Raw genomic sequence first — 22437 nt, forward strand, 5'->3', positions numbered from 1 at the left:
TCGATTTGATCCAAAGGGAAACATTCATGCCGCAACCTGCTCGCTTCGCGCTGCGCCCACTGGCGTTGGCCACCTCGCTGTTTTGCCTCGGCGCACCGACGCTGCACGCCGCCGAAACGCCATCGACCCAGGAAGCCGCGCGCAGCTACCGTATTGCCGCCGGCTCCCTGGTCAATGTGCTGAACAGCTTCGCCGAGCAGTCGGGTATTTTCATCGCCGGGCACAACAGCCTCGCCGCAGGTAAAACCAGCCCAGGCCTGAATGGCAACTACACCCCGGCCAGCGGCTTGCAGCGCCTGTTGCAGGGCAGCGGCCTGCAAGCCCTGCCCCAAGGCAACAACGGCTACGTACTCGAACCGGTCCCGGCCAACACCGACGCCCTGGAGCTGGGCGCCACCACCATTTCCGGCCAGGACCTGGGCGCCACCACCGAAGACACCCACGCCTACACCACAGGCTCCATGGCGTCGGCCACCGGCCTGCCGCTGTCGATGCGCGAAACCCCGCAGTCGGTCACCGTGATCACCCGCCAGCAGATGGATGACCAGGGTTCCAACAACATCGCTGACACCCTGCGCCGCGCGCCTGGCGTCAGTGTGCAGAACTACGACAGCGAGCGCTGGGAGTTCTCCAGCCGGGGCTTGCCGATCACCAATTTCCAGTACGACGGCGTCAACTCCACCTATGACGGCGTGTACGACTACGGCACCACCAGTACCGACATGGCGGTGTACGACCACCTGGAAATCATCAAGGGTTCGGCGGGCCTGTTGAGCGGCTCCGGCGACCCCTCGGCCACGGTCAACCTGATCCGCAAAAAACCTACCCGCGACTTCAAGGCGTCGGTCACCCAGACCTTCGGTTCCTGGGACAATTACCGCACCGAAGGCGATATCTCCGGCCCCCTGACCGAGTCCGGCAATGTGCGTGGGCGCTTTGTCGGCGTGTATCAGGATCGCCAGTCCTACCTGGACCACTACCAGAACACCAAGGACATCGCCTACGGCATCCTCGAAGCGGATCTCACCCCCGACACCCTGCTGACCTTCGGCATCGACCAGCAGGACACCCGCTCGCGCGGCGCCAGCTGGACCGGTTTCCCGATGTACTTCAGCGACGGCTCGCGCACGAACTTCTCGCGATCGTTCAACCCGGCCGCCGACTGGAGCCGTCGCGACTTCCAGAACCAGACGATCTTCGCCTCAGTGCAGCAGAAGCTCGCCAATGACTGGTCGCTCAAAGTCAGCCTCGACCGCAAGCGCAGCCAGCACAACACCCTGCTCGCCTCCGCGAGTGGCGGCAACCCCGACCCGGTCAGCGGCGAGGGCATGTACATGTTCATGGGCAAGTACAAGGGCGACCAGGTGCAGAACACCCTGGACGTCAACCTCAGCGGGCCGTTCAGCCTGTTCGGCCGCGAGCACGAGTTGATCATGGGCTTCATGGCCACCCGCTCGAAACAGGACGTGCCGGTGTACGGTTCGATCTACCCACCCGTGGGCGGCAGCATCTTTGACTGGCGCGGTGAATACCCCAAGCCCGACATCCCACGCAGCGGCCAGAACGATATCGTGCAACGCCAGACCGGCGCCTACCTGGCCACTCGCCTGAAACCGACCGATGACCTGGCGGTGATCCTCGGCGCGCGCGTGAGCAATTTCAGCGGCACCGACAGCACCGACTTCTTCGACCCCGCCCAGGCCGACAACCGCGCCACCTATCACCAGAGTGGCGTGGTCACGCCCTATGCCGGGGTCGTCTATGACCTGAACGACACCTGGTCGGTCTACACCAGCTATACCCAGATCTATCGCCCGCAAACCAGCAAGGATGCCGACCGCAAGCTGCTCGACCCGGTCGAAGGCCAGACCTATGAAGCGGGGCTCAAGGCTGCGTTCTACGGCGGCCGCCTGAATGCCAGCTTCGCCGCGTTCCGCATCGAACAGGACAACGTGGCCGAGTACGTCTCGGGTTTCGAGAGCGACTCGATCTACCGCCCCATCGCCGGCGCCACCACCAAAGGCTTCGAAGCCGAGCTGTCGGGTGAAGTGCTGGACGGCTGGAATATCTCCGCCGGCTACACCTACCAGCACACCCGCGATGCCAATGACGGCTACGTCTACAGTTCGGTGCTGCAGACCACCACGCCGCAACAAGTCGTACGGCTGTTCAGCGCCTATCGCCTGCCGGGCGCCCTGGACAACATCACCGTGGGCGGCGGTGTGAACTGGCAGAGTAAGTTCTTCGGCAAGGTGTTCCAGCCGGACCCGAATGACACGGTCAACTTCGGCCACGACTCGCGCATCACCCAGGACAGCTACTACCTGGTCGACCTGATGGCACGCTATCGCTTCAACGACCACCTGAGCACCACGCTGAACGTGAAGAACCTCTTCGACAAGAAGTACTACACGGGCCTGGGCAACTTCGGCACCGGTTTCTATGGCGAACCGCGCAGCCTGCAGCTGGCGACCAAGTGGGATTTCTAGGCTGACGCCCCGGGCGGTCTGTGCAATCATCCCTTTCACTCGCTCAAGGGATGGAACTGCCGCCATGTCGCTGAACAGCCTTGCTCACCCTTCGCACTCGCCGCGCTTCTGGCGCGACGAGCGCTTGCCGTTCATCGAAGCGCGCACCATCGCCGATGGGCGCAAGGTCACCTACACGCGCCATGCCCACGAGCACTTCTCCATCGGGGTGGTCACCACGGGGCGCAGTTATTACCACTACGGTGCAGAGACGTTCGAGATCAGCGCCGGCACGGTGGTGTTGATGAACCCCGGCGATGTGCACGCCTGCAATCCCATCGACAACGAGCGATGGTCCTACAAGATGCTGTACATCGACACGCCCTGGCTGACCGACCTGCAGTACCAACTGGGGTTCAGCACCGACCAGGGTTACCGGCCATTCAATACGCCTTACACGCGCGACCCGGTGCTGTACGAGGGCTTGCTGGAGCTGTACCGGATGCTGGTGGATGAGCAGGCCGAACACCTGCAAAAGCAAAGCGCACTGGTGAGTTATTTCAGCGAAGTGCAGCAACGCCTGAACCCTTCACCCGCCCCGATGCGCGAGGTCAACCACAAGCTGGAACGGGCCGCCGACTACATCCGCGAACACTGCACCCAGGCCCTGAAGCTGGAGGACATCTGCCTGGCCGCCGAGCTGTCGCCGTCGTACCTGATCCGCGCCTTCAAACAGTATTACGGGCTGACCCCGCATGCCTTCCTGGTCAACCGGCGCATCCAGTTTGCCCGCACCCAACTGCGCAACGGCAAGCTGATCGCCGATGTCGCCCTGGCCGCAGGCTTTGCCGACCAGGCGCATTTCCAGCGCGCCTTCAAGCAGCATTTCGCGGCCACGCCGGGGCAGTACCGCGACGTCCTCAAGCCATCAGCAAATAACCCACACTGGCCACCAGCAACGCGGCCATCGAGCGGTTGAATACACGCACACCCTGGGGGTTGCCCAGGTAGCGGCGCAGGAACGTGCCGGCATAGGCCCAGCACGCCACCGACAGGTAGCAGATCACCAGGTAAAGGCCGGCAAACAGCCAGACCTGCCGAGCATCGCCGTCCGCCACAAACAGGCCCATGCCCGCCACGCAGGCCAGCCAGGCCTTGGGGTTGAGCCATTGCATGATCGCGCCGTAGAGCATCGACGGCGCCGTCGCGCTGCCGTCCGCGTCCAGGCGGCCATCGTCCACCGCGAGTTTCCAGGCCATGTAGAGCAAGAAGGCCACCCCGCCCCACTGGATCAACTGCGTCAGGAGCGGCCAGCGCACCAGCACTTCATGCAGCCCCAGGCCAATCAACACCAGCAACAAGGTGAAGCCGACGGCGGCGCCGAACACGTGTTTCTGGCTGGCGACAAAACCGAAGCGCGCGCCTGAACTCAGGGCCACCACATTGACCGGTCCGGGTGTGATCGAGGTGGCCAGTGCGAAGGCGGCCATGGAAATGATCAAGCTCATTGCAGTTCCTTTTTATTCGGGCAGATGACAATGGAGCCACGGTAAAGGGCAAGGCACGCGGGGTATTGAACAAAATGACCCTTGTCGAAGTATTTTGTGTGCGCCCCTGGAGTCGGCCTCGCACCGCTCACGGCGCGGGACAGACAACGGCGGCGAAACCGTTCTGGCCCGGGCGCTTTAGACGCTTTTATTCCATTGATATAACTGCATTTTTTTCTTTCAGAATGCCGATCTCAATAGGCAAAAATGCGTATTTTCCACGCCTGGGCCGGTGCTAGAGTTCAGCGCCTACTCACTGCAATCAAAGGAATCGCCATGTCACGTCGCCTGCTGGCAACTGCCTGCCTGTTGCTGTCTTTCTCTGCGGTCCAGGCCGCTGAACGCTGGGAAACCCTGCCGCCGACGCCTGCCCCGGTGGCCGGCGCCAAAACCGGCTACGCCGCCGTCAACGGCATCAAGGTCTACTACACCCGCACCGGGCATGGATCGCCGGTGGTGCTGCTGCACGGTGGGCTGTCCAACTCCGATTACTGGGGCAACCAGGTCAAGGCACTGGCGGCCAAGCACACAGTGATCAGCCTCGACAGCCGTGGCCACGGGCGCAGCTCGCGGGACGATAAACCCTACGGCTACGACCTGATGGCCGATGACGTGGTGGCCGTGCTCGACAGCCTGAAGATCCCGCGTGCCGATATTGTCGGCTGGAGCGACGGCGCCATCATCGGCATCGACCTGGCCCTGCGTCACCCGGACCGGATCGGCAAGGTGTTCGCGTTCGCCGCCAACACCCAGACCGCCGGGGTCAAGGACGGCGTAGAGAAAAACCCGACCTTCGCCGCCTTCATCGAACGCGCCGGCAAGGAGTACGCCAAGCTGTCGCCGACGCCTAAAGAGTACGATGCATTCGTCGAGCAGATCAGCCATATGTGGGCCAGCCAACCGAACTGGACCGACGCCCAGCTGGCGAGCATCAAGACGCCAATCCTGATCGCCGACGGCGACCATGACGAAGCGATCAAGCGCGAGCACACCGAGTACATGGCGGCCACCATCCCCGGTGCCGGCCTGCTGATCCTGCCGAACACCAGCCACTTTGCCTTCCTGCAGGACCCGGCGTTGTTCAATGCAGCGCTGCTGGGCTTCCTCGATAGCAAATAGACCCCGCCCCCTGTCGGCGCGCACTCACTGCGCGCCACAGATCACATAGACGGCAATCGCGCCTAGCTGACCTGCGTGACGATATCGTCGAGGCCCAGCACCCGGCCATCCTCGGCCAGGATCTCGACCTTGCGCAGCGGCTTGAGCGAGCGCGCATCCAGCACGCGCGCGCCGGCCTGTTCGGGTTGCGTGTGCGCCTCCCCCCACTGCGCCAGCGTCACCAGCACCGGCATCAGCGCGCGGCCCTTGTCGGTCAGCTGATATTCACTGCGCGCACCGACTTCGCTGGTTTGCAGCAGGCCCTGCTCGACCATGTCCTTGAGGCGCGTGGCAAGGATGTTTTTGGCCACGCCCAGGTGCTTCTGGAAATCACCGAAGCGCGTCACGCCGGCGAATGCATCGCGGATGATCAACAGCGTCCACCAGTCGCCCACTACGTCCAGGGCACGGGCAACGGGGCAGCCATCGCCTTCCAGGCATTTGCGTTTCATCGTCGGGCCTCCCGGCATTGAAAAATCTGGTTGCATTATAGGACCAACAGCTTCAGGATAAAAACGGTTTCATTATTAAACCTAATTCGCAGCCTGGAGTTCATCATGGATATTCGTGGAAAAGTGGTATTGGTCAGCGGCGCCAATCGCGGCCTGGGTAAAGCTTTCGTCACCGCCCTGCTGGCAGCCGGCGCCGCCAAGGTCTACGCCGGTGCGCGGGATCCGCGCAGTGTGGACATTTCTGGCAGCACCCCGATTGCCCTCGACATCACCGACGCGGCCAGCGTGCAGCACGCCGCCGAGCAGTGCGCGGACGTCAGTGTGGTGATCAACAATGCGGGCTTCCTGAAGTACGGTTCGTTGCTGGCCGAAGACAGTGTCGAAAACCTGCAACAGCACTTTGACGTGAACACCTTCGGCACCCTGCGCCTGAGCCGTGCCTTTGCGCCGATCCTGGCCAAACAGGGCGGCGGCGCGCTGATCAATATCCTCTCGGTGCTGAGCTGGCTGAGCCCGCCGGGCGCCGGTGGCTACAGCACTTCGAAATCCGCCCAGTGGGGGCTGACCAACGGCCTGCGCGGCGAGTTGCGCGAGCAGAACACCCTGGTGATCGGCGTGCACCCGGCCTACATCGACACCGACATGGTCGCTGATGTGCAGGCGCCTAAAAGCACGCCCCAGGAAGTGGTCGCCCTCACCCTGCAAGCCCTGGGCGAAGACCGCGAAGAAGTGTTGATCACCGACATGACCCACGCGGTGAAGGCGTCGCTGTCCACCGACAGCCCGGTCTACCTCAACCGCTGACCAGCGAAAAATGCGCGCCGACCCCGGCGCGCACACCCTCGGCCACGGCCAGCGCCACGGAGCCGGCGGCGAGGGACGCGTCACCACAGGCGAACACGCCCGGCACTGAGGTCTGGCGCATGTCGTTGGTGTGCAGGTAAGCGCCGCTGGGGCCATCGGCCAGTGCACAGCCCAACTGCGCGGCCAACGGGCTGAGCCGGGTCCGCGACATCGTGAAGATACCGTCGAGCTTGAACACCTGGCCGTCAGCCAGTTCGAGATCGGCACGCTCGCCGCTGATTCGCCGTACGCCGGCGCTTTGCACACTGACCCCACGTCGCGCCAACTGCGCCTGCTGCTCGGCATCCGGGGTGAATACGCCGTTGGTGAACAAGGTCGTGGCGCCCCAGTCCGGCAGCATCAATGCGTGGTGCATCGCCAGCGAAGAAGTGGCGAGAACACCGATACGGCCTTGGTCCAGCTCATAGCCGTGGCAGTAAGGGCAATGGAACACCCGCGTGCCCCAACGCTCCTGCAGGCCTTCAATGGCGGGCAATTCGTCGACCACGCCGGTGGCCAGGATCAGGCGCTTGCCCTGGAACGTACCGTTGAATTCAGTGCCCAGGCTGAAGCCCTGCGGTTCTACCGTCGCCTGAACCACGCTGCCCTGCACCCAGGTGACCGTCGGGTACTCCATCAACTGGCTGCGCCCGTCGGCGGCGATGGCCTGCGGCGACTGGCCGTCCTGCCCAAGAAACCCGTGGGACGTGGGCGCAAACCGGTTGCGCCGCTGCCCCGCATCGATCACCAGCACCTGGCGCCGCGCCCGCGCCAATTGCAGGCCCGCTGACAAACCGGCGTAGCTGCCGCCGACAATAATCACGTCGTAGATCATGAGAGTGACCCTATGGTGAGTGCACGCGGTTATCCGCGCGCTTTCACGACACACCATAAGTTACGTAAAAATACCGCGTCAAGACTCTCGCAACTTTTTAGGTTACGAACGATACTTTGGCGCGAATCAACTTGAGGTTTTTTGATGAGAAACGACACGCGCCTGTCGCGCATGCTGCATGTGCTGATCCATATGGGCCGCCATGAAGAACGCGCGACTTCGGAGACCATCGCGCAGATGCTCGGCACCAATCCGGTGGTGGTGCGGCGCACCCTCGGGTTGCTCAAGGAAAAAGGGTATGTGCGCTCGGAAAAAGGCCATCAGGGCGGCTGGAGCCTGGGCAAGCCCTTGAGTGAAATCACCTTGCTGGACATTCACAACGCCTTGGGCACGCCGTCGATCTTCGCCATCGGCCTGTCCACCGACCACCCGGAATGCCTGGTGGAACAGGCCGTGAACGCGGCGCTCACTGACGCCTTCGAACAAGCCCAGGCGCTGCTGTTGAAGCGCCTCGGCAAGGTCACCCTGGCGCAGTTGGCCGAGGATTTTGATGAGCGTTATCGCGTGGCGATGCTGCCCTAGCGCTGGGCCGGAATGCGGATTTCACCCTCGCGGCACTGGCTTTTGACACTGCGCGGACAGCCGGCGAAGGCCAGGTCCTTGGTCAGGCACACCCGCACCTCCGACAGCACCTTGCCTTTGCAGATGACCGCCACACCGTGATTGCCTATGCGCGGGTTGCTCTGGCGAAACAGCGCCTCGATCTCGCGAGCCGGCAACGACGGCGGTGTGTTGAACGGCTGCAATTGGTGTGGAATGGCAACCACGCCCAACGCCGCGTCGGTTTTTTCCAGGTACGCCAGCGGTTCAAGCCCGCTGCAGGTGCCATGCTTGGCCCATTCGTGCTTGAGCAGCGCACGCGTCGGGAACAACGTCGCGCCCTTGTCCATTGCTTCCCGGCTCAGGTACGACTGCGGCGCACAGCTCGCCGGCCACCCTCCTCGCGCGTACTGCGGCCACAGGCCGTGCAGCACAAACCCGTAGCCCTTGCCCGAGCACTGTTCGTTGTCCGGGTGCGTCAGGCAAAACGTCGGCGACCACGACAACGACAGCACATAGAAATCAAACTCCCCCGGCGTGCCCTGTTCACGCGGGGCCGCCACTGCGCCGGTCGCCAGCACCAGCCACACCACCATCCAGTATTTCATCGGCCTGTTCCTTGAAAAAAACCTTTTTTATCGCGACTACCCAGGATGGTGGGGGTTGCGTAATAGCACCTTGTCGAGAATCCGATCAGTCTTCAACGCCTCGATGGCCAGCGAAGGATGCTCGGCCTCGCCGCGAATGTGTGCATTCATCGCCAGCACGTGGTGCCACTGGATATGCGCGTGGCAAGGTACTTCGAGCACTTCCTGGGTCTCGGCTTCCAGGCGCAGCGGCTGGTCTTCGAACACCGAGAACTGAATGCGACCACGGCTGCCGATCAGCTCGACGCGGTCTTCCTTGCGGTCCGCGACGAAGTTCCAGCAGCCCATGCCCAGGGCGCCCGAGCCAAAGGTCCAGCAGGCCGTCACTGCATCTTCCGCCGCATAGCGCCCGGCCTGGCGCGCGGTAAAGCCCGAGACCTCGACGATATCCCCGGCCAGGTACTGGAACAGGTCAAAGCCGTGACTGGCCAGGTCGGCAAAGTAACCGCCACCGGCAATCAGTGGGTCGGTGCGCCAGTTGGCGGCGCTGGCGTCGTCGGCCCCCGGAGGCTTGCACAAGGTCCAGGTCAGGTGGCGCAGTTGGCCGATGCGTCCCGCCTGCAGCCACTCGCGTACCTGCTGGAAGCGCGGCAGCGAGCGACGGTAGTAGGAGACAAACAGGTGCAGCCCGGCCCGTTCGAACGTGCGCTGCATCAACGCGCTCTGCTCGGCATTCAGCGACATGGGCTTCTCGACACAGCAATGCTTGCCGGCCGCAGCCACCATCAGGCTGTACTCGAGGTGGCTGTCGGGCGGTGTGGCGATATACACCGCGTCCACTTCAGGGTCGTCGATCAGTGCCTGGGCGTCGGTATAGAAACGGGCAATGCCATGGCGCGCCGCATAATCGCGCACGGCTGCCTCGCGGCGCCCCATCACGGCGACCAGCGCCGAACCTGGCGCTTTATAGAAGGCGGGTCCACTCTTCACTTCAGTGACACTGCCACAGCCGATCATGCCCCAACGTACGGTGTTCATCTGTTGTCCTCGTCCGTTTTCATCAATCGGGCAGTATCCACATCCCCAACCCGGTACGCCATAACCACTTAGCATGACATTTGCATTACACTTTTATGACACTCATCCCGCTGCGGGGGCACAGACGATGAAAATACGCGCAACGGTTATTTGCGAACACGAGGGACATATCCTCTTCGTGCGCAAGGCCAGGTCAAAATGGGCACTGCCGGGCGGCAAGGTCGAACGCAACGAGCGCCCGGTCGGCGCGGCCGAACGCGAGCTGGAAGAAGAAACCGGGTTGAATGTGGACGGCTTGCTGTATCTGCAGGAGCTCAAGGCCCGCGACACCGTACACCATGTGTTCGAGGCCTCGGTGGTGAACATCGCCGACGCGCGGCCGTGCAACGAAATCATCGATTGCCAGTGGTACGCCTATGGCGCCGTGGATGAACTGGACACCACCGACGCCACCCGGCACATCGTCAAATCCTTTCTACGTCGCCTGTAATTCAGCGCTCTGCCCGCTGGCCTCGAGACCTCGCTTTACCACACCCTTCTCTTTCTGCCGTTCGACAAAGGATCTGACGAACGCGGCAGCGGCTGCATGCGCCACCGGTACCGCCATGGCTTGGCGGATGGTCATGAAGTCATCCTCGACCAGGCGCCATTGCGCGCTCACCCGGGTGCGCAGAAAGTCCCGCACCCCCGCCGCCGCATCCAGACCTTGCGCGATAAACCAGTCCACCGCTGCTGCCGACGTAGGCGCCCGTACCAGCTCGGCGTGCGCCACCGTACGGCTCAGGTACAGGTCGTAGGCTGCGCCTTGGCCGACGGCGATGCGTCGACCCGCTGCATCCAATTGGGCGACGTGGGTAAAGGGCGAATCCGTCGCCACGAGGTAGGTGCCCTTGATCGCCACGTAGGGTGCGCTGAACGCGATCTCCTGCTCACGCACCGGCTCGATGGCCAGGAACGCCACGCGCCAGGCATCCTCGGCCAGCGCAGCAAAGACCTTGCCCGCCGCCTCGAAGGTGATCAGCGCCAACTCGACACCCAGCTCTTCAGCCAAGGCCTTGGCCAACGCCACGGACACCCCCTGTGGCTCACCGCCCGCGCCGCGTTGCGCCAGCACCGGGTTGCCGAAGTTGATGGCGGCACGCAGCACGCCATCGGGGGCCAGTTGTTGCAGTACAGCGGGATCAATCATCGAGCGCTCCTGGGCGGGTTCGTTGCACGGTCTTGCGGATCACAAACGGCAGCACACCGCCGTGCTCAAGGTACCCAAGCTCTTGCAACGAGTCGAGGCGCAAAACCAGCCGGTGCGTGACAACACGGCCATCGGCGCGATCGATCTGCAGGGTGATCAGGTTCTCGCCAACCTGCAGGTGTTCCAGCCCCAGGAACGTCAAGCGCTCGCTGCCATCCAGCGCCAGGTCCTGCACCGTCGTCCCGGCGCTGAACACCAACGGCAACACGCCCATGCCGATCAGGTTACTGCGATGAATGCGCTCGATACTGCGCGCCACCACCGCCTTGATCCCCAACAGGCTCAGCACCTTCGCCGCCCAATCCCGGCTGGAACCGGCGCCGTAGTTGCTCCCGGCAAACAGCACGGTGGGCGTGCCGGCGTAGCTCTGCGCGGCGAGGTACAACGGCTGGTAGTCCGTGTGGTCGGCATTCCACGCCCACACACCTCGGCGTGGTGTTTGTGTCGGGTCCAGCAGGTTGTTCAGGCGCGGGTTGGTGAAGGCCCCGCGCACCATCACTTCGTGGTTGCTGCGCCGTGTCGAGTACTGGTTTAAATCCGCCTCGGCCTCCCCCCTTTCGCGCAGCCAGGCACCAGCCAGGCTCTCGGAAGGGATGGTGCCCGCCGGTGAAATATGGTCCGTGGTGACGTTATCACCAAGCACTACCAACGCCCTCGCGTTGCGCACCGACAGGCTCGCCGCCGGCACGGGCGGCACCTGCGCCAGGTACTGCGGGCGGCGCAAATAGGTGGAATCCGGGTTCCAGGCAAATCTCACGCTGGCGTCGGCCTCAAGCGCCTGCCAGTGCGGCGTGCCCTGCCAGAGCAGTTCACTGCGTTGCTGGAACAACACCGGGCGCACCACCTGCGACACGTGCGCCGCCACCTCGGCATCACTGGGCATCAGTTCCTCCAAGTACACCGGCTTGCCTTGGGCATCCAACGCCAGCGGACTGCTGGACAGGTCGATATCAATGCTCCCGGCAATCGCATAGGCCACGCACAGCGCCGGCGAGGCCAGGTACCCGGCGGGGACTTTGGGGTTGACCCGTCCTTCGAAATTGCGATTGCCCGACAGCACCACCACCCCCTTGAGGCCTTGCTCGGCAAAGGCTTCCACATGAGCCTCCAGGCTTCCGGAATTGCCGATACAGGTCATGCAGCCAAAGCCCGCCAGGTCGAAGCCCAGCGCCGCAAAATCCGCCAACAAACCCGCCGCATCCAGATAGTCCGCCACCACCCGCGAACCCGGCGACAGCGAAGTCTTCACCCAGGGTTTGCGCCCCACGCCGCGTGCCCGTGCACGACGTGCCAGCAATCCGGCCTGGATCATCTGCGCCGGGTTGGCCGTGTTGGTGCAACTGGTGATCGCCGCCATTACCACCGCGCCGTGGGTCAACGGCGCTTCAAAGGATGGCTCGAAGAACTGCTGCCCGGCCTCAGCGTGCACATGCTGATGAAACGAGGCCCCCGCCTGCGCCAGCGACTGGCGCTGATGGGGTTGGTGTGGCCCGGCCACACTGGGTTCAATCCTGGCCAAGTCCAGCTCGATCAGTTCATCGAACTGCGGCTCGGGCTCGCCGGCCTGGCGCCACAGCGACTGTGCCGCCATATAGGTCGACACCTTGGCCAACAATGGCGCCGGCCGCGCACTCAATTCCAGGTAGGCAAGGGTCTCGTCATCAAACGGAAAAAACACCACCGTCGCGCCATACTCCGGCGCCATGTTCGCCACGGTGCCCCGCGCCGCCCAACTCAACGACGCCAGCCCCGGCCCGGTGAACTCGACAAACTTGCCGACCATGCTGCGCTGGCGCAGCAACTCGGTCACGCTCAAGGCCAGGTCCGTCGCCGTCACACCGGCCCGCAAGGCATTGCTGACGCGAATCCCCACGACCTGGGGAAAGGCAATCGGCACCGGCTCACCGAGCATCGCCGCCTGCCCTTCGAGCCCGCCCACGCCCCAGCCCAGCACGCCGATGGCATTGATCATCGGCGTATGGCTGTCGGTGGCAACCATGCAGTCCGGGTGCAGCAACACGCCCCCCTCGGCGGCCGGGCTTTCCCAGACCACCTGGGCGATGGATTCCATGTTCATCTGGTGGATGATCCCCGTCCCCGGCGGGATCACCTTGAAGTTGTCCAGGCTGGCCTCGGCCCATTTGATAAACCGGTAGCGCTCGCTATTGCGGCGAAAGTCGATGTCGAGGTTGGCGTCCACCGCGCCGGCTTCGGCGTAGTGCTCGACAATCACCGAGTGGTCGATGGTCAACACGGCCGGGATCGCCGGGTTCACCGCCGTCGGGTCGCCACCCAGTTCCGCGACCACATCACGCATGCCGGCAAAGTCCGCCAGGGCCGGCAGGCAGGTGGTGTCGTGAAACATCAGACGGTTGGGCTGGAACGGCACCTCGCAGTCCGGCCCGCTGCCGGTGGCTCGCGCCAGCACCGACGGCAATGAGGCCGGGGCACAGCGGGCGATGTTTTCCACCAGGATGCGCAGGCAATAAGGCAGCCGATGCAGCTGCACCGGGGTCAGCAGTTTATGCAGATCGATATAGGCGTAACGCTGCCCGCCGATGTCCAGATGGTTGAGAACGTCGCTCATAGTTGGCCGAACACCCGCTCGATACGCGCCAGGCCCCAATCCAGTTCCTCGCGGGTGATGGACAACGGCGGCGCGATACGCAGCACGTTTTCATGGGTCTCCTTGGTCAGCAGGCCTTCGGCAAGCAACGCTTCGCAAATCGGCCGGGCATCACGGTCCAGCTCCACCCCCACCCACAAACCGCGACCACGCACCTCCCGGACCGCCGGGGAATTCATCGCCCGCAGGCGCTCCACCAGGTAGTGGCCCAATTGCGCGCTGTTATCGATCAAGCCTTCATCTTCCAGCACGTTAAGGGCTTCCAGGCCAACGGCCGCCGCCAAGGGGTTACCGCCAAACGTCGAACCATGGCTGCCGGCATCGAACAGGTCCATGATCGAATGGTCCGCGACAAACGCCGACACCGGCATGATCCCGCCGCCCAGCGCCTTGCCAAGGATCAGCGCATCCGGGCGAATGCCTTCGTGCTGGAAGGCAAACCACTTGCCGGTGCGGCCCAGGCCCGACTGGATTTCATCGAGGATCAGCAAGGTGTTGGTGGCGTCGCACAGTGCACGCAGCTCACGCAGGAACCCGGCCGGCGGCACGCGAATACCGGCTTCGCCCTGGATCGGTTCGATCAGCACCGCGCAGGTATCAGCCGTGATGGCCTGGCGAAAACTCTCGATATCGCCAAACCGCGCTTCGGTGAAGCCGTCGCAGAACGGACCGAAGTCCGCCTTGTAGTCCGGCTCGGACGAGAAGCCGACGATGGTCGAGGTGCGCCCGTGGAAGTTGTTGTCGGCCACCACGATCTTCGCCTGGTTCGCGGCGATGCCCTTGACCCGATAGCCCCAGCGACGGGCGGCCTTGATCGCGGTCTCCACGGCTTCGGCGCCGCTGTTCATCGGCAATGCCGAATCGAAGCCGCTGATGCGGCACAGCGTCTTGAGGAAGTTACCCAGTGGCTCACTGTAGAACGCGCGCGACACCACGCTGATCTTGTCGATCTGCGCCACGGCGGCGGCGCGGATACGCGGGTGCACATGGCCATGACTGACGGCTGAATAGGCCGACATCATGTCCAGGTAGCGCTTGCCATCATCGCCAATGGCCCATACGCCCTCGCCCTTGACGATGACCACCGGCAGCGGCGAATAGTTGTGGGCGCAGAATTGGTTTTCGAGGGTGATTGCCGGGTTGGGGTGCATGGAGTGTCCTGCCTGATAAAAATCTAAAAATAGTGAGGATCTACTGCAGGCGCTGGCTTGCCGGCGATGGCGCTACGTCTGACACACAGCTATCGCCGGCAAGCCGGCGCCTACAGTGATCGCCTTTCAATTCACGCACTCAGCAGCTTGCCGCTGCGGATCGGCGTGGCGCCGGAAACACGGCCCAAGGGGTCGCCCGGCTTCACAAAGCGCACATCGCGGCGCATGTACAACACGCCGGTGGTGTGGCTGTTGATCGTCACGGTCTTGCCACTGTGGGGATCGACGATATCGAACAACGCCTGCCCCGCTTCAATGCGACTGCCCACCGCCGCGCGATGCACCAGCACCCCGGCGCTCGACGCATAGAACTGCTCGCTGCCCGCCAACGGCGTGGCCGGGTTGCGCAAGGCGGGCAACGGTCGTGGGGTGCCTTCGATGGCGCCCAGGTGGGTCAGGTAATCAATGATCGCAGTGGCGTCATGGTCTGCCAGTTCATACGACACATCCCGCTGGCCACGGTGTTCCACGGTCACGGCGATGCTGCTGTCGGGGATCGGGAATCGCTCGCCAAACCGCTCGCGCAGATTCACCCACAGCAGGTAGAGCGCTTCATCAAAGGAATTGGCCTGGGAATCGGTAGCCAGCAGGGTCGCTTCGGCGCCGATGTAGCGCGCCAACGGCTCGATGGTCGGCCACACCGATTCGCCGGTGTAGAGGTGCATGGCCGCTTCGCGTGAGCAGTGCAGGTCCAGCACGATGTCGGCATCGTGGGCCAGCAGCATCAGGGTCTGCTGCAGCGACTGGTATTCGTCCATCGGCTGGGCGGCGCGCAGGCATTCGCCCCAGGCTTGGCGGATCAGTTCACGGTTGGCGTCGATGTCCTGGCTGAGCAGGTGTTCGATCCGGCTGGCGATTTCCGGGTACGGCACTGGAAAACCACGGTTGTAATTGCGCCCACTGCCCAGCTCGAAGCGTCCGCTAGGCGCGCCCATGATGTATTGGCCCAGGCCGGCCGGGTTGGCCACGGCCACCAGCACGATCTGCGCATTCAGGCGGCCGGCATTTTCCAGCGCGGCCAGTTGCCGGCGCAGGTGCGCAGCCACCAGCATCGCTGGGGTTTCATCGGCATGCAGCGCCGCCTGGATATAGATTTTTCGACCCGCACCCACTGCACCGTAATGCTCGCTTTCCACGTGCCTGTGGGTACCTTGTGTCGCTTGCAGCAAGGGGTGTTGATTAAGTTTCATAACGCAGGAGTCTCGATATTCGAGTGATGGTTCTGGAGAAAAGATGCTGTTGAAAAGAGTATCGAGACCGGGTGATCGCCTGTAAGGGCGGCCGGGGCTATCTTGATCTGCAAAACCGATCAGTTGTGATGCCGATCGGGGACAGTGTGATGAGCGGGCTTGCCCCGCTCATCACAACTAAGCCTCAGACACACGCTTACCAGAGCGCCAGGGTGTAGCCCAGCAGCACGCGGTTCTCGTTGACGTCGTTGTAGAAGTTGCCCTTGGCCAGGGCGTTGCGCCAACGCATCGACACCCCCTTGAACGGGCCGGTCTGCACCACGTAGCTGATGTCCAGATCGCGTTCCCATTCACGGCCTTCGCCGTTGAAGCCGATCACCTCGGCCGAATCACCCTTGGCATACTTGATCCCGAACAGCAGGCCCGGCAGGCCCAGGTCGGCGAAGTTGTAGTCGTAGCGAGCGTGCCAGGCGCGCTCCTTGGTCTGGGTGAAGTTGGTGAACTGGTACTCGGTGAACAGGTAGCTGATCGAACCATCCAGGTAGGTGAACGGCGTGGTGCCGAACTGCCGCTGGAAGCCGCCGCCGATGCTGTGGCCGCCATACTGGTAGGTCAGGCGTGTACTCAAGGCGCGGTTATCGACATCACCCGCGAGGCCAGCGCCGTCCTTGTCGGCCTTGAAGTAGCGCACGTCGGTCTTCAGGCTGCCCGGCCCCAGGCCAAAGCTGTTCTTGAAGCCGCCGTATTGCTGGTGGTAGATGCTGTCGAGCGCGGCGTAGTGGTAGCTGAGCAACGTGTTGGGGGTCAGCGAATAATCGCCGCCGGCGAAGCGGAACTGATCGCTCAGGGCCGTGCTTTTGTAGACCTTGCTGACCGTGGTCAGCTTCATGTCTTCGTAGTTGGTGGAATCGCGGTCCTTGGCCTGGTCCAACTGACCGAGGCTGAGCTTGAGGTTGCTGATGTCATTGGACACCAGCTGCGTGCCACTGAACGACTGCGGGAACAGGCGGCTGGTATTGGGTTGCAGGGTCGGAAGATCCGGCACCAGGTAGCCCACGCGCAGTTCGCTCTTGGCGAAGCGTGCCTTGGCGGTCACGCCGAGCTTGGAGTAGCTGTCGGAAGCGCGCTTGTCGCTGTCACGTTGCAGCAAGCCGGTGCCGGATTTGTCCGGGCTGGAGTCGAGCTTCAAGCCGAGCATGCCCATGGCGTCCAGGCCAAAACCTACCGTGCCCTCGGTAAAGCCGGACTTGATCCCCAGCAGAAAGCCCTGGGCCCATTCGGCGCGCACCGACTGGCTGGCTTCTTCGCGGTAGTCACGGTTGAAGTAGTAGTTCTTCAATTCCAGCGTACCGCTGCTGTCCTTGATGAAATCTGCATGGGCGGCGAACGGGATCAACCCGCTGCTCACGACGCCCACGCCGGTGATGAGTTGAGTCAGGGATTTTTTCATTTTTTTAAGCTCCTGGCAGTGTCATGGTTGGGGGTTTTTATTGTTCTTCGGGCATGGCTTCGCCGTTCGCGCAAATCGGCGATTTGCGCGGCGGGTGACGTCAGTCCTGGGTTACAGCGCTAGCGGTACAGGGCCTTGGCGAATGCGGTAGCCACCGTTTTCAAGTTTCTCCAAGGGGCTGGCAGCGGCCAGCAGCTTGCGGGTATAGGGGTGCTGCGGGCGGTCGAAGATCTCATCCCGCGCGCCCATTTCCACCACCCTGCCCTCGCTCATTACCGCGACCCGGTGGGCGATGCGCTCCACCGCCGCCAGGTCGTGGGAGATGAACAGGCAGGCGAAGCCGTACTGCGCCTGCAGGCGTTCGAACAGCTCCAGGATCTGCTTCTGGATGGTCATGTCCAGGGCCGAGATCGGCTCGTCGGCAATCACCAACCGTGGGTGGCGCACCAGCGCGCGGCCAATGGCGACACGCTGGCGCTGGCCACCGGACAATTGATGCGGGAAGCGGTCGACAAACTGCTCGGCCAGGCCGATATCCAGCAGCGTCCTGGTGACGCGTTCACGCTTGTGCTCGGCGCTCATGCCCGGTACATGGCGCAGCGGTTCGGCGAGGATGTCGCCGATCTTCATGCGCGGGTCGAGGGACGAATACGGGTCCTGGAAAATCATCTGGCATTGCAAACGGTGTTCGCGGTTGCCGGACTTGAGGATGTCCACGCCCTCAAACTCGATGGCGCCGGCACAGGCTTTGTTCAGGCCGACAATCGCGCGGCCCAGGGTGGTCTTGCCGGAGCCGCTGCCGCCCACCAGCGCCAGGGTTTCGCCCGGTGCGATGCTGAGGTTGGCCGAATGCACCACGCGCTTGAACGGCGTGCGGCCCCACAGGCTGCGCGGGCCAGGGTGTTCGATGCACACGTCGCGGACCGTCAGCAGCGGGCCGTCGGCCTGGGGCAAGTCCGCCAACACGCCACGGCGTGGCAAGGCTTCGAGCAACTGGCGGGTGTACTCGGCCTTGGGCGCCAGCAGGATCTGCTCAATGGTGCCCTGCTCCACCGCGCGGCCTTCGCGCATCACCACCACCTTGTCGGCGTAGCGCGCCACCAGGGACAGGTCATGGCTGATAAACAGAATCGCCGTGCCCTGCTCGCGGGTCAGGTCGAGCATCAGCTTCAACACGTCCAGTTGCGCCAGGCAGTCCAGGGCCGTGGTGGGTTCGTCGGCAATCAGCAGCGCCGGGCGCAGCAGCATCACCGAAGCGAGCATGATGCGTTGGCGCATGCCACCGGAGAACTCATGAGGGAACGCCGCCAGGCAACGTTCGGCGTCCTTGATGCCGATATGGCCGAGCATCTCCAGGCTGCGTTCGCGGATCTGCGCATCCGTGAGCTTGGTGTGCAGGCGCAGGCCCTCGGCCATTTGCTCGCCGATGCTCATGGACGGGTTCAACGACACCATGGGTTCCTGGAACACCATGCCGATCTTGGCCCCGCGCAGTTGGCGCAGTTGCTCGGGCTTGAGGCTGTTGAGGTCATGGCCCTGGAACCGCACCTGGCCGCCGCAGTGTTGCAGCGGTGGCGGCAGCAGGCCGATGGCGGCGCGGGCGGCCATGGTCTTGCCGCTGCCGGACTCGCCCACCAACGCGACGATTTCCCCCGGCGCGATGGTGAAGCTCAGGTCGTTGACCGCCAACGGGCCGTGGGTGCCGACGCGGATTTTCAGGTGATCGACTGCCAGTAATACATCAGTCATGGTCATTTACTCATCCGTGGATCAAGGCGGTCACGCAAGGCATCGCCACACAGGTTGAACGCCAGCAACGCCATGGCGATGCAGACACCGGGAAACAGCCCCAGCCAACTGGCCGTGGCGATATACGGCCGGCTGGCCGCGAGCATGTTGCCCCAGGTCGCCGCCGGTGGCGGCACGCCCAGGCCGAGGAAGCTCAGGGAGCTTTCCGCCAGGATCGCCCAGCCGAACATGCTGGTGGCCAGCACGCACACCGGCGCCACGCAGTTCGGCGCAATATGGCGCAGCATGGTGTACAGCTCGGAATTGCCGATCACCCGCGAGGCCTCGACAAACTCCTTCTCGCGCAGCGACAACACCGTGCCGCGCACCACCCGCACCACCGACGGCGTATAGGCCAGGCTCAGGGCGAAGACGATGCCGTACAGGCTCGGACCGATGATCGCCATCAAGCCCAGGGCCAGCAGGATGCCGGGGAACGCCAGCAGCGCGTCGTTGATCATCATCAGGCCACGGTCGACCCAGCCGCGCAGGAAACCGGCCAGCAAGCCGAGGAAGGTGCCGGCGATAATCGCCATGCTCACCGTCAGCACACTCACCCACAGGCTGGTGTGCGCGCCGATCATCAAGCGGCTCAAGACATCGCGACCGTATTCATCGGTGCCCAGCCAGTGCGCGGCGGTCGGCGCCTGCAACCGCGCCAGCAGGTTCAGCGCCAGCGGATCATGGGGCGTCCATACCAGGCCGAGCGCGGCCATGATCAATAGCAAGCCCAACAGGAACGCACCGATCAGCGCATTCAACGGCGGCACGCGCCAGGCCCTGGGGGCACGCACCGGTGCAGGCAGTAGCACCTCGGGTGCAACAGGCAGTGGCTTATTCATAACTTAACCCTGGGGTCGAAGAGCGGGTACAGCAGGTCCACCAACAGGTTGACCAGCACATAGACAAAGGTCACCAGCAGCAGGCAGCCCTGCAGCACCGGGTAGTCACGGGCGTAGATGGCGTCGACCATCAGGCGGCCGATGCCCGGCAGGGTGAACACGGTTTCCAGCACGGCAATGCCGCTGAGCAGGTTGCCGAGGATCAGGCCGATAAGGGTCAGGGTCGGTGCAAACGAGTTGCGCAACGCATGGCGCCACAGCACCGCACGTTCCGACAGGCCCTTGGCGCGTGCATGGGTGATGTACTCCAGGCGCAACACCTCGATGGCACTGGCCCGCGCCATGCGGGTGATTGCACCCAGCTCCACCAGGGTCAGGGTGACGATCGGCAACACGATGAAACTCAAGGCCTGCCACGGTGACTGGCCGAACGACACGTAGCCCACCACCGGCAACCAGCCCAGCTTGATGCCAAACGCATACAGCAACAGCAGGCCGAGCCAGAAACTGGGGATCGAGAGCAGCAGCGTGGCGGTCGACACCACGCCAAAGTCCAGTGCACTGTCCTGCTTCCACGCCGACAGCAAGCCGGCCGGCACCGCAATCAAGGCAGCCAGCAATACCGACACCAACACAATCCCGGCACTCACCTGGAAGCGATCGAGGATCAGCGGTAGCACCGCCTCATTGGTGGTGATCGAATGCCCAAGGTCGCCGCTGAGCACCGCCTTCAACCAGATTACAAACTGCACTGGCAGCGGCTGGTCCAGGCCCAGGGACGCACGCGCGACCTCCAGGCTATGGGCGTCGGCCATGTCGCCAAGCATCAGCAGGGCCGGGTCACCAGGCACCAGGCGGATGATCGCGAACACCATCAGCGAGATCAGCAGCAAGGTCGGGACTGACATCGCCAGGCGTTGGGAGATAAAACGAAACATCCTCAATTGCTCCCGGAAGCAGGGACGCTGACGGTCCACAGGCGCGGCTTGGACACCGGCCAAGTGCGCAGGCCCTTGACGTAGTCACGGCTGGCGGCAATCGCGTTGCCGTTGTACATCGGGATCATCGGCACATCCTTGATCATCTGTTGGTGCAGTTGATCGAACAATGCCTGGCGCTTGGTAATGTCGCCTTCGCGCTGGGCTTCACGCAGCCATTCACGGGCCTGGGGGTTGTCCCAGACCTTGCGGGCTTCCTTGTCTTTGTCGCCGGTCATCGAATCGAAACTCAGGGCCGGGTCGAGGCGCTCGGAGTACGGGAACGCCATCATCTGGTAGTTGCCGCTCTGGTAGCGCTCCAGTTGCGTGCCCCACTCCAGGGTCTCCAGCTCCAGGTTGATGCCGCTGGCCTTGGCCATGGCCTGCACGAATACGCCCATGTCGAAAATCGCGGCGTAGCGTTTGTTGACGATCAGTTTGATCGGCTCGCCCTTGTAGCCAGCCTCACGCAACAACTGCGCGGTCTTGGCCGGGTCGAAGGTGTAGCCCTGGTCTTCGACGGCCGTGTGGTAATGGCTGCCGCTGGCGACCATCGAGTTGTTGGCCTTGGAACGCCCGCCGGTGAGGGCTTCGACGATTTGCGCCGAATCCAGCGCATGGGCGATGGCCTGGCGCAGGCGCACATCCTTGAGCAGCGGGTCGCGGGTCTGGAACAGCAAGGCGTTGACCGACATGGTGCCGCTTGAGGTCACACGCACGCCGGGGTTGGCCGCCAGCTCGGTGGCGTCCAGCGGGGTGACGTCGATCAGCAAGTCGACGTTTTTAGACAGCAAGGCGGCTTTGGCGGCGGCCGGGTCCGGGATCACCAGCAGGCGCACGCGGTCGAGGGTGGTGGATTTGTTGCCGGTGTAGCCATCGGGCTGTTGTTCATCGCGGGCGCTGTAGTTGGGGTTACGCAGCAGTTCGACGTATTGACCGGGCTTCCACTCGCCCAGCTTGAACGGGCCGGTGCCGACCGGGGCCTTCCAGCTGCCATCGGCGTTGAGCGAGTCCGAGGAGAGGATGCCGCTGCCGCCACACTCCGGCAGTGCGGTACTGGTAAGGAACAGGCCATTGGGCTTGTCGAGGGTGAACACCACGGTGAGTGGGTCCGGGGCGCTCATGTCGACGATCTTGGCGCCACCATGGCCATCGAATTCAGGCGCGCAGCGCCATTGGGTCCTGGGGTCGAGGAAGCGCTTCCAGGTCCACAGCACGTCAGCGGAGGTCAGCGCCTTGCCATTCTGGAACTTCACCCCGTCGCGCAGGTGGAAGGTGTAGCGCAGGCCGTCGTCGGACACCTGCACGTCCTTGGCCAGCAGCGGGCCGACGGTGGCGTCTTCACGAAAGGCCACCAGCCCTTCGGTGAGGTGCATGATCACCGCGTCGGAGTTGGTGTCGCGGTTGACACCGGGGTCGGTGCTGCGGATATCGGCGTTGAGCGCCACCTTCAACACACTTTCGGCGTGGGCAGTACCCGCCAGCGCCGCAGACAAAGCGCCTGCCAGGATTAAAGTCTTGTTCATGATAAATGCACCTTAAATGATCCTTACGCTTGGGGTTCGGACGCTGGCAG

General features: G+C 63.5%; 20 protein-coding genes. 6 read left to right on the plus strand and 14 right to left on the minus strand.

Annotated features, from left to right (window positions below; genetic code table 11):
* Positions 1-26 precede the first annotated feature (26 nt).
* On the plus strand, positions 27-2489 hold the full coding sequence (locus tag C9990_RS18210; RefSeq protein ID WP_106804193.1) for a TonB-dependent receptor: 2463 nt from the start codon (positions 27-29) through the stop codon (positions 2487-2489).
* A 64-nt stretch (positions 2490-2553) separates the two neighbouring features.
* Positions 2554-3447 carry an AraC family transcriptional regulator gene (locus C9990_RS18215; RefSeq protein ID WP_106804194.1) on the plus strand — a complete coding sequence of 298 codons (894 nt, stop codon included), beginning with the start codon at positions 2554-2556 and terminating at the stop codon, positions 3445-3447.
* On the opposite strand, the gene C9990_RS18220 is transcribed toward C9990_RS18215, so the two are convergent.
* The gene (locus tag C9990_RS18220) at positions 3389-3976 is read right to left on the minus strand and encodes a LysE family translocator (RefSeq protein ID WP_106804195.1); all 588 of its coding nucleotides are present in this window, start codon (positions 3974-3976) and stop codon (positions 3389-3391) included. The genes C9990_RS18215 and C9990_RS18220 overlap by 59 nt on opposite strands.
* 315 nt (positions 3977-4291) lie before the next feature.
* Here C9990_RS18220 and C9990_RS18225 point away from each other — a divergent pair, with 315 nt between their 5' ends.
* Positions 4292-5134: an alpha/beta fold hydrolase gene (locus tag C9990_RS18225; protein ID WP_065906377.1), complete on the plus strand. Its 843-nt coding sequence runs from the start codon at positions 4292-4294 to the stop codon at positions 5132-5134.
* A gap of 62 nt (positions 5135-5196) precedes the next feature.
* Here the strand turns inward: C9990_RS18225 and C9990_RS18230 are convergent, their stop codons facing one another.
* Entirely contained in the window at positions 5197-5625 is a 429-nt protein-coding gene (locus C9990_RS18230; RefSeq protein ID WP_065906375.1) for a helix-turn-helix domain-containing protein, read from the minus strand.
* A 105-nt stretch (positions 5626-5730) separates the two neighbouring features.
* Between C9990_RS18230 and C9990_RS18235 the strand changes: the two genes are divergently transcribed.
* Entirely contained in the window at positions 5731-6429 is a 699-nt protein-coding gene (locus C9990_RS18235) for an SDR family oxidoreductase (RefSeq protein ID WP_106804196.1), read from the plus strand.
* On the opposite strand, the gene C9990_RS18240 is transcribed toward C9990_RS18235, so the two are convergent.
* Positions 6419-7303 (minus strand): NAD(P)/FAD-dependent oxidoreductase, encoded by an 885-nt coding sequence (locus C9990_RS18240; protein ID WP_106804197.1) that lies wholly within the window; start codon positions 7301-7303, stop codon positions 6419-6421. The two genes, C9990_RS18235 and C9990_RS18240, sit on opposite strands and share 11 nt — an antisense overlap.
* Positions 7304-7447: 144 nt before the next feature.
* Between C9990_RS18240 and C9990_RS18245 the strand changes: the two genes are divergently transcribed.
* The gene (locus C9990_RS18245; protein ID WP_092488675.1) at positions 7448-7885 is read left to right on the plus strand and encodes an Rrf2 family transcriptional regulator; all 438 of its coding nucleotides are present in this window, start codon (positions 7448-7450) and stop codon (positions 7883-7885) included.
* Here C9990_RS18245 and C9990_RS18250 read toward each other — a convergent pair.
* Entirely contained in the window at positions 7882-8511 is a 630-nt protein-coding gene (locus tag C9990_RS18250) for a ribonuclease T2 (RefSeq protein WP_106804198.1), read from the minus strand. The two genes, C9990_RS18245 and C9990_RS18250, sit on opposite strands and share 4 nt — an antisense overlap.
* 36 nt (positions 8512-8547) lie before the next feature.
* A complete protein-coding gene (locus C9990_RS18255) occupies positions 8548-9528 on the minus strand; it encodes a Gfo/Idh/MocA family protein (protein ID WP_106804199.1) in 981 nt (326 codons plus the stop codon).
* Positions 9529-9655: 127 nt separating this feature from the next.
* Here C9990_RS18255 and C9990_RS18260 point away from each other — a divergent pair, with 127 nt between their 5' ends.
* Positions 9656-10018, plus strand: a complete 363-nt coding sequence (locus C9990_RS18260) for an NUDIX hydrolase (protein ID WP_065906369.1) — start codon at positions 9656-9658, stop codon at positions 10016-10018.
* Here C9990_RS18260 and C9990_RS18265 read toward each other — a convergent pair.
* The 9 genes from C9990_RS18265 to C9990_RS18305 form a co-directional block, all read right to left on the minus strand.
* A complete protein-coding gene (locus C9990_RS18265; protein WP_106804200.1) occupies positions 10004-10717 on the minus strand; it encodes a transporter substrate-binding domain-containing protein in 714 nt (237 codons plus the stop codon). The genes C9990_RS18260 and C9990_RS18265 overlap by 15 nt on opposite strands.
* The gene (acnA, locus tag C9990_RS18270; protein WP_106804201.1) at positions 10710-13364 is read right to left on the minus strand and encodes an aconitate hydratase AcnA; all 2655 of its coding nucleotides are present in this window, start codon (positions 13362-13364) and stop codon (positions 10710-10712) included. The genes C9990_RS18265 and acnA overlap by 8 nt, the downstream gene beginning before the upstream one ends.
* Entirely contained in the window at positions 13361-14554 is a 1194-nt protein-coding gene (gene rocD / locus C9990_RS18275) for an ornithine--oxo-acid transaminase (RefSeq protein ID WP_106804202.1), read from the minus strand. Before rocD ends, acnA begins: the two co-directional genes overlap by 4 nt.
* Positions 14555-14685: 131 nt before the next feature.
* A complete protein-coding gene (locus C9990_RS18280; protein ID WP_065906360.1) occupies positions 14686-15804 on the minus strand; it encodes a succinylglutamate desuccinylase/aspartoacylase family protein in 1119 nt (372 codons plus the stop codon).
* Between the two features lie 196 nt (positions 15805-16000).
* A complete protein-coding gene (locus tag C9990_RS18285) occupies positions 16001-17254 on the minus strand; it encodes an OprD family porin (RefSeq protein WP_065906358.1) in 1254 nt (417 codons plus the stop codon).
* A gap of 111 nt (positions 17255-17365) precedes the next feature.
* The gene (locus tag C9990_RS18290; RefSeq protein ID WP_106804203.1) at positions 17366-19009 is read right to left on the minus strand and encodes an ABC transporter ATP-binding protein; all 1644 of its coding nucleotides are present in this window, start codon (positions 19007-19009) and stop codon (positions 17366-17368) included.
* Positions 19006-19884, minus strand: a complete 879-nt coding sequence (locus tag C9990_RS18295; RefSeq protein ID WP_016977188.1) for an ABC transporter permease — start codon at positions 19882-19884, stop codon at positions 19006-19008. The genes C9990_RS18290 and C9990_RS18295 overlap by 4 nt, the downstream gene beginning before the upstream one ends.
* Positions 19881-20822, minus strand: a complete 942-nt coding sequence (locus tag C9990_RS18300) for an ABC transporter permease (protein WP_065906353.1) — start codon at positions 20820-20822, stop codon at positions 19881-19883. The genes C9990_RS18295 and C9990_RS18300 overlap by 4 nt, the downstream gene beginning before the upstream one ends.
* 2 nt (positions 20823-20824) lie before the next feature.
* A complete protein-coding gene (locus C9990_RS18305) occupies positions 20825-22387 on the minus strand; it encodes an ABC transporter substrate-binding protein (protein WP_106804204.1) in 1563 nt (520 codons plus the stop codon).
* Between the last annotated feature and the right edge of the window lie 50 nt (positions 22388-22437).

Source organism: Pseudomonas sp. S5D5, assembly GCF_003013355.1.
Lineage (GTDB): Bacteria > Pseudomonadota > Gammaproteobacteria > Pseudomonadales > Pseudomonadaceae > Aquipseudomonas > Aquipseudomonas aylmerensis.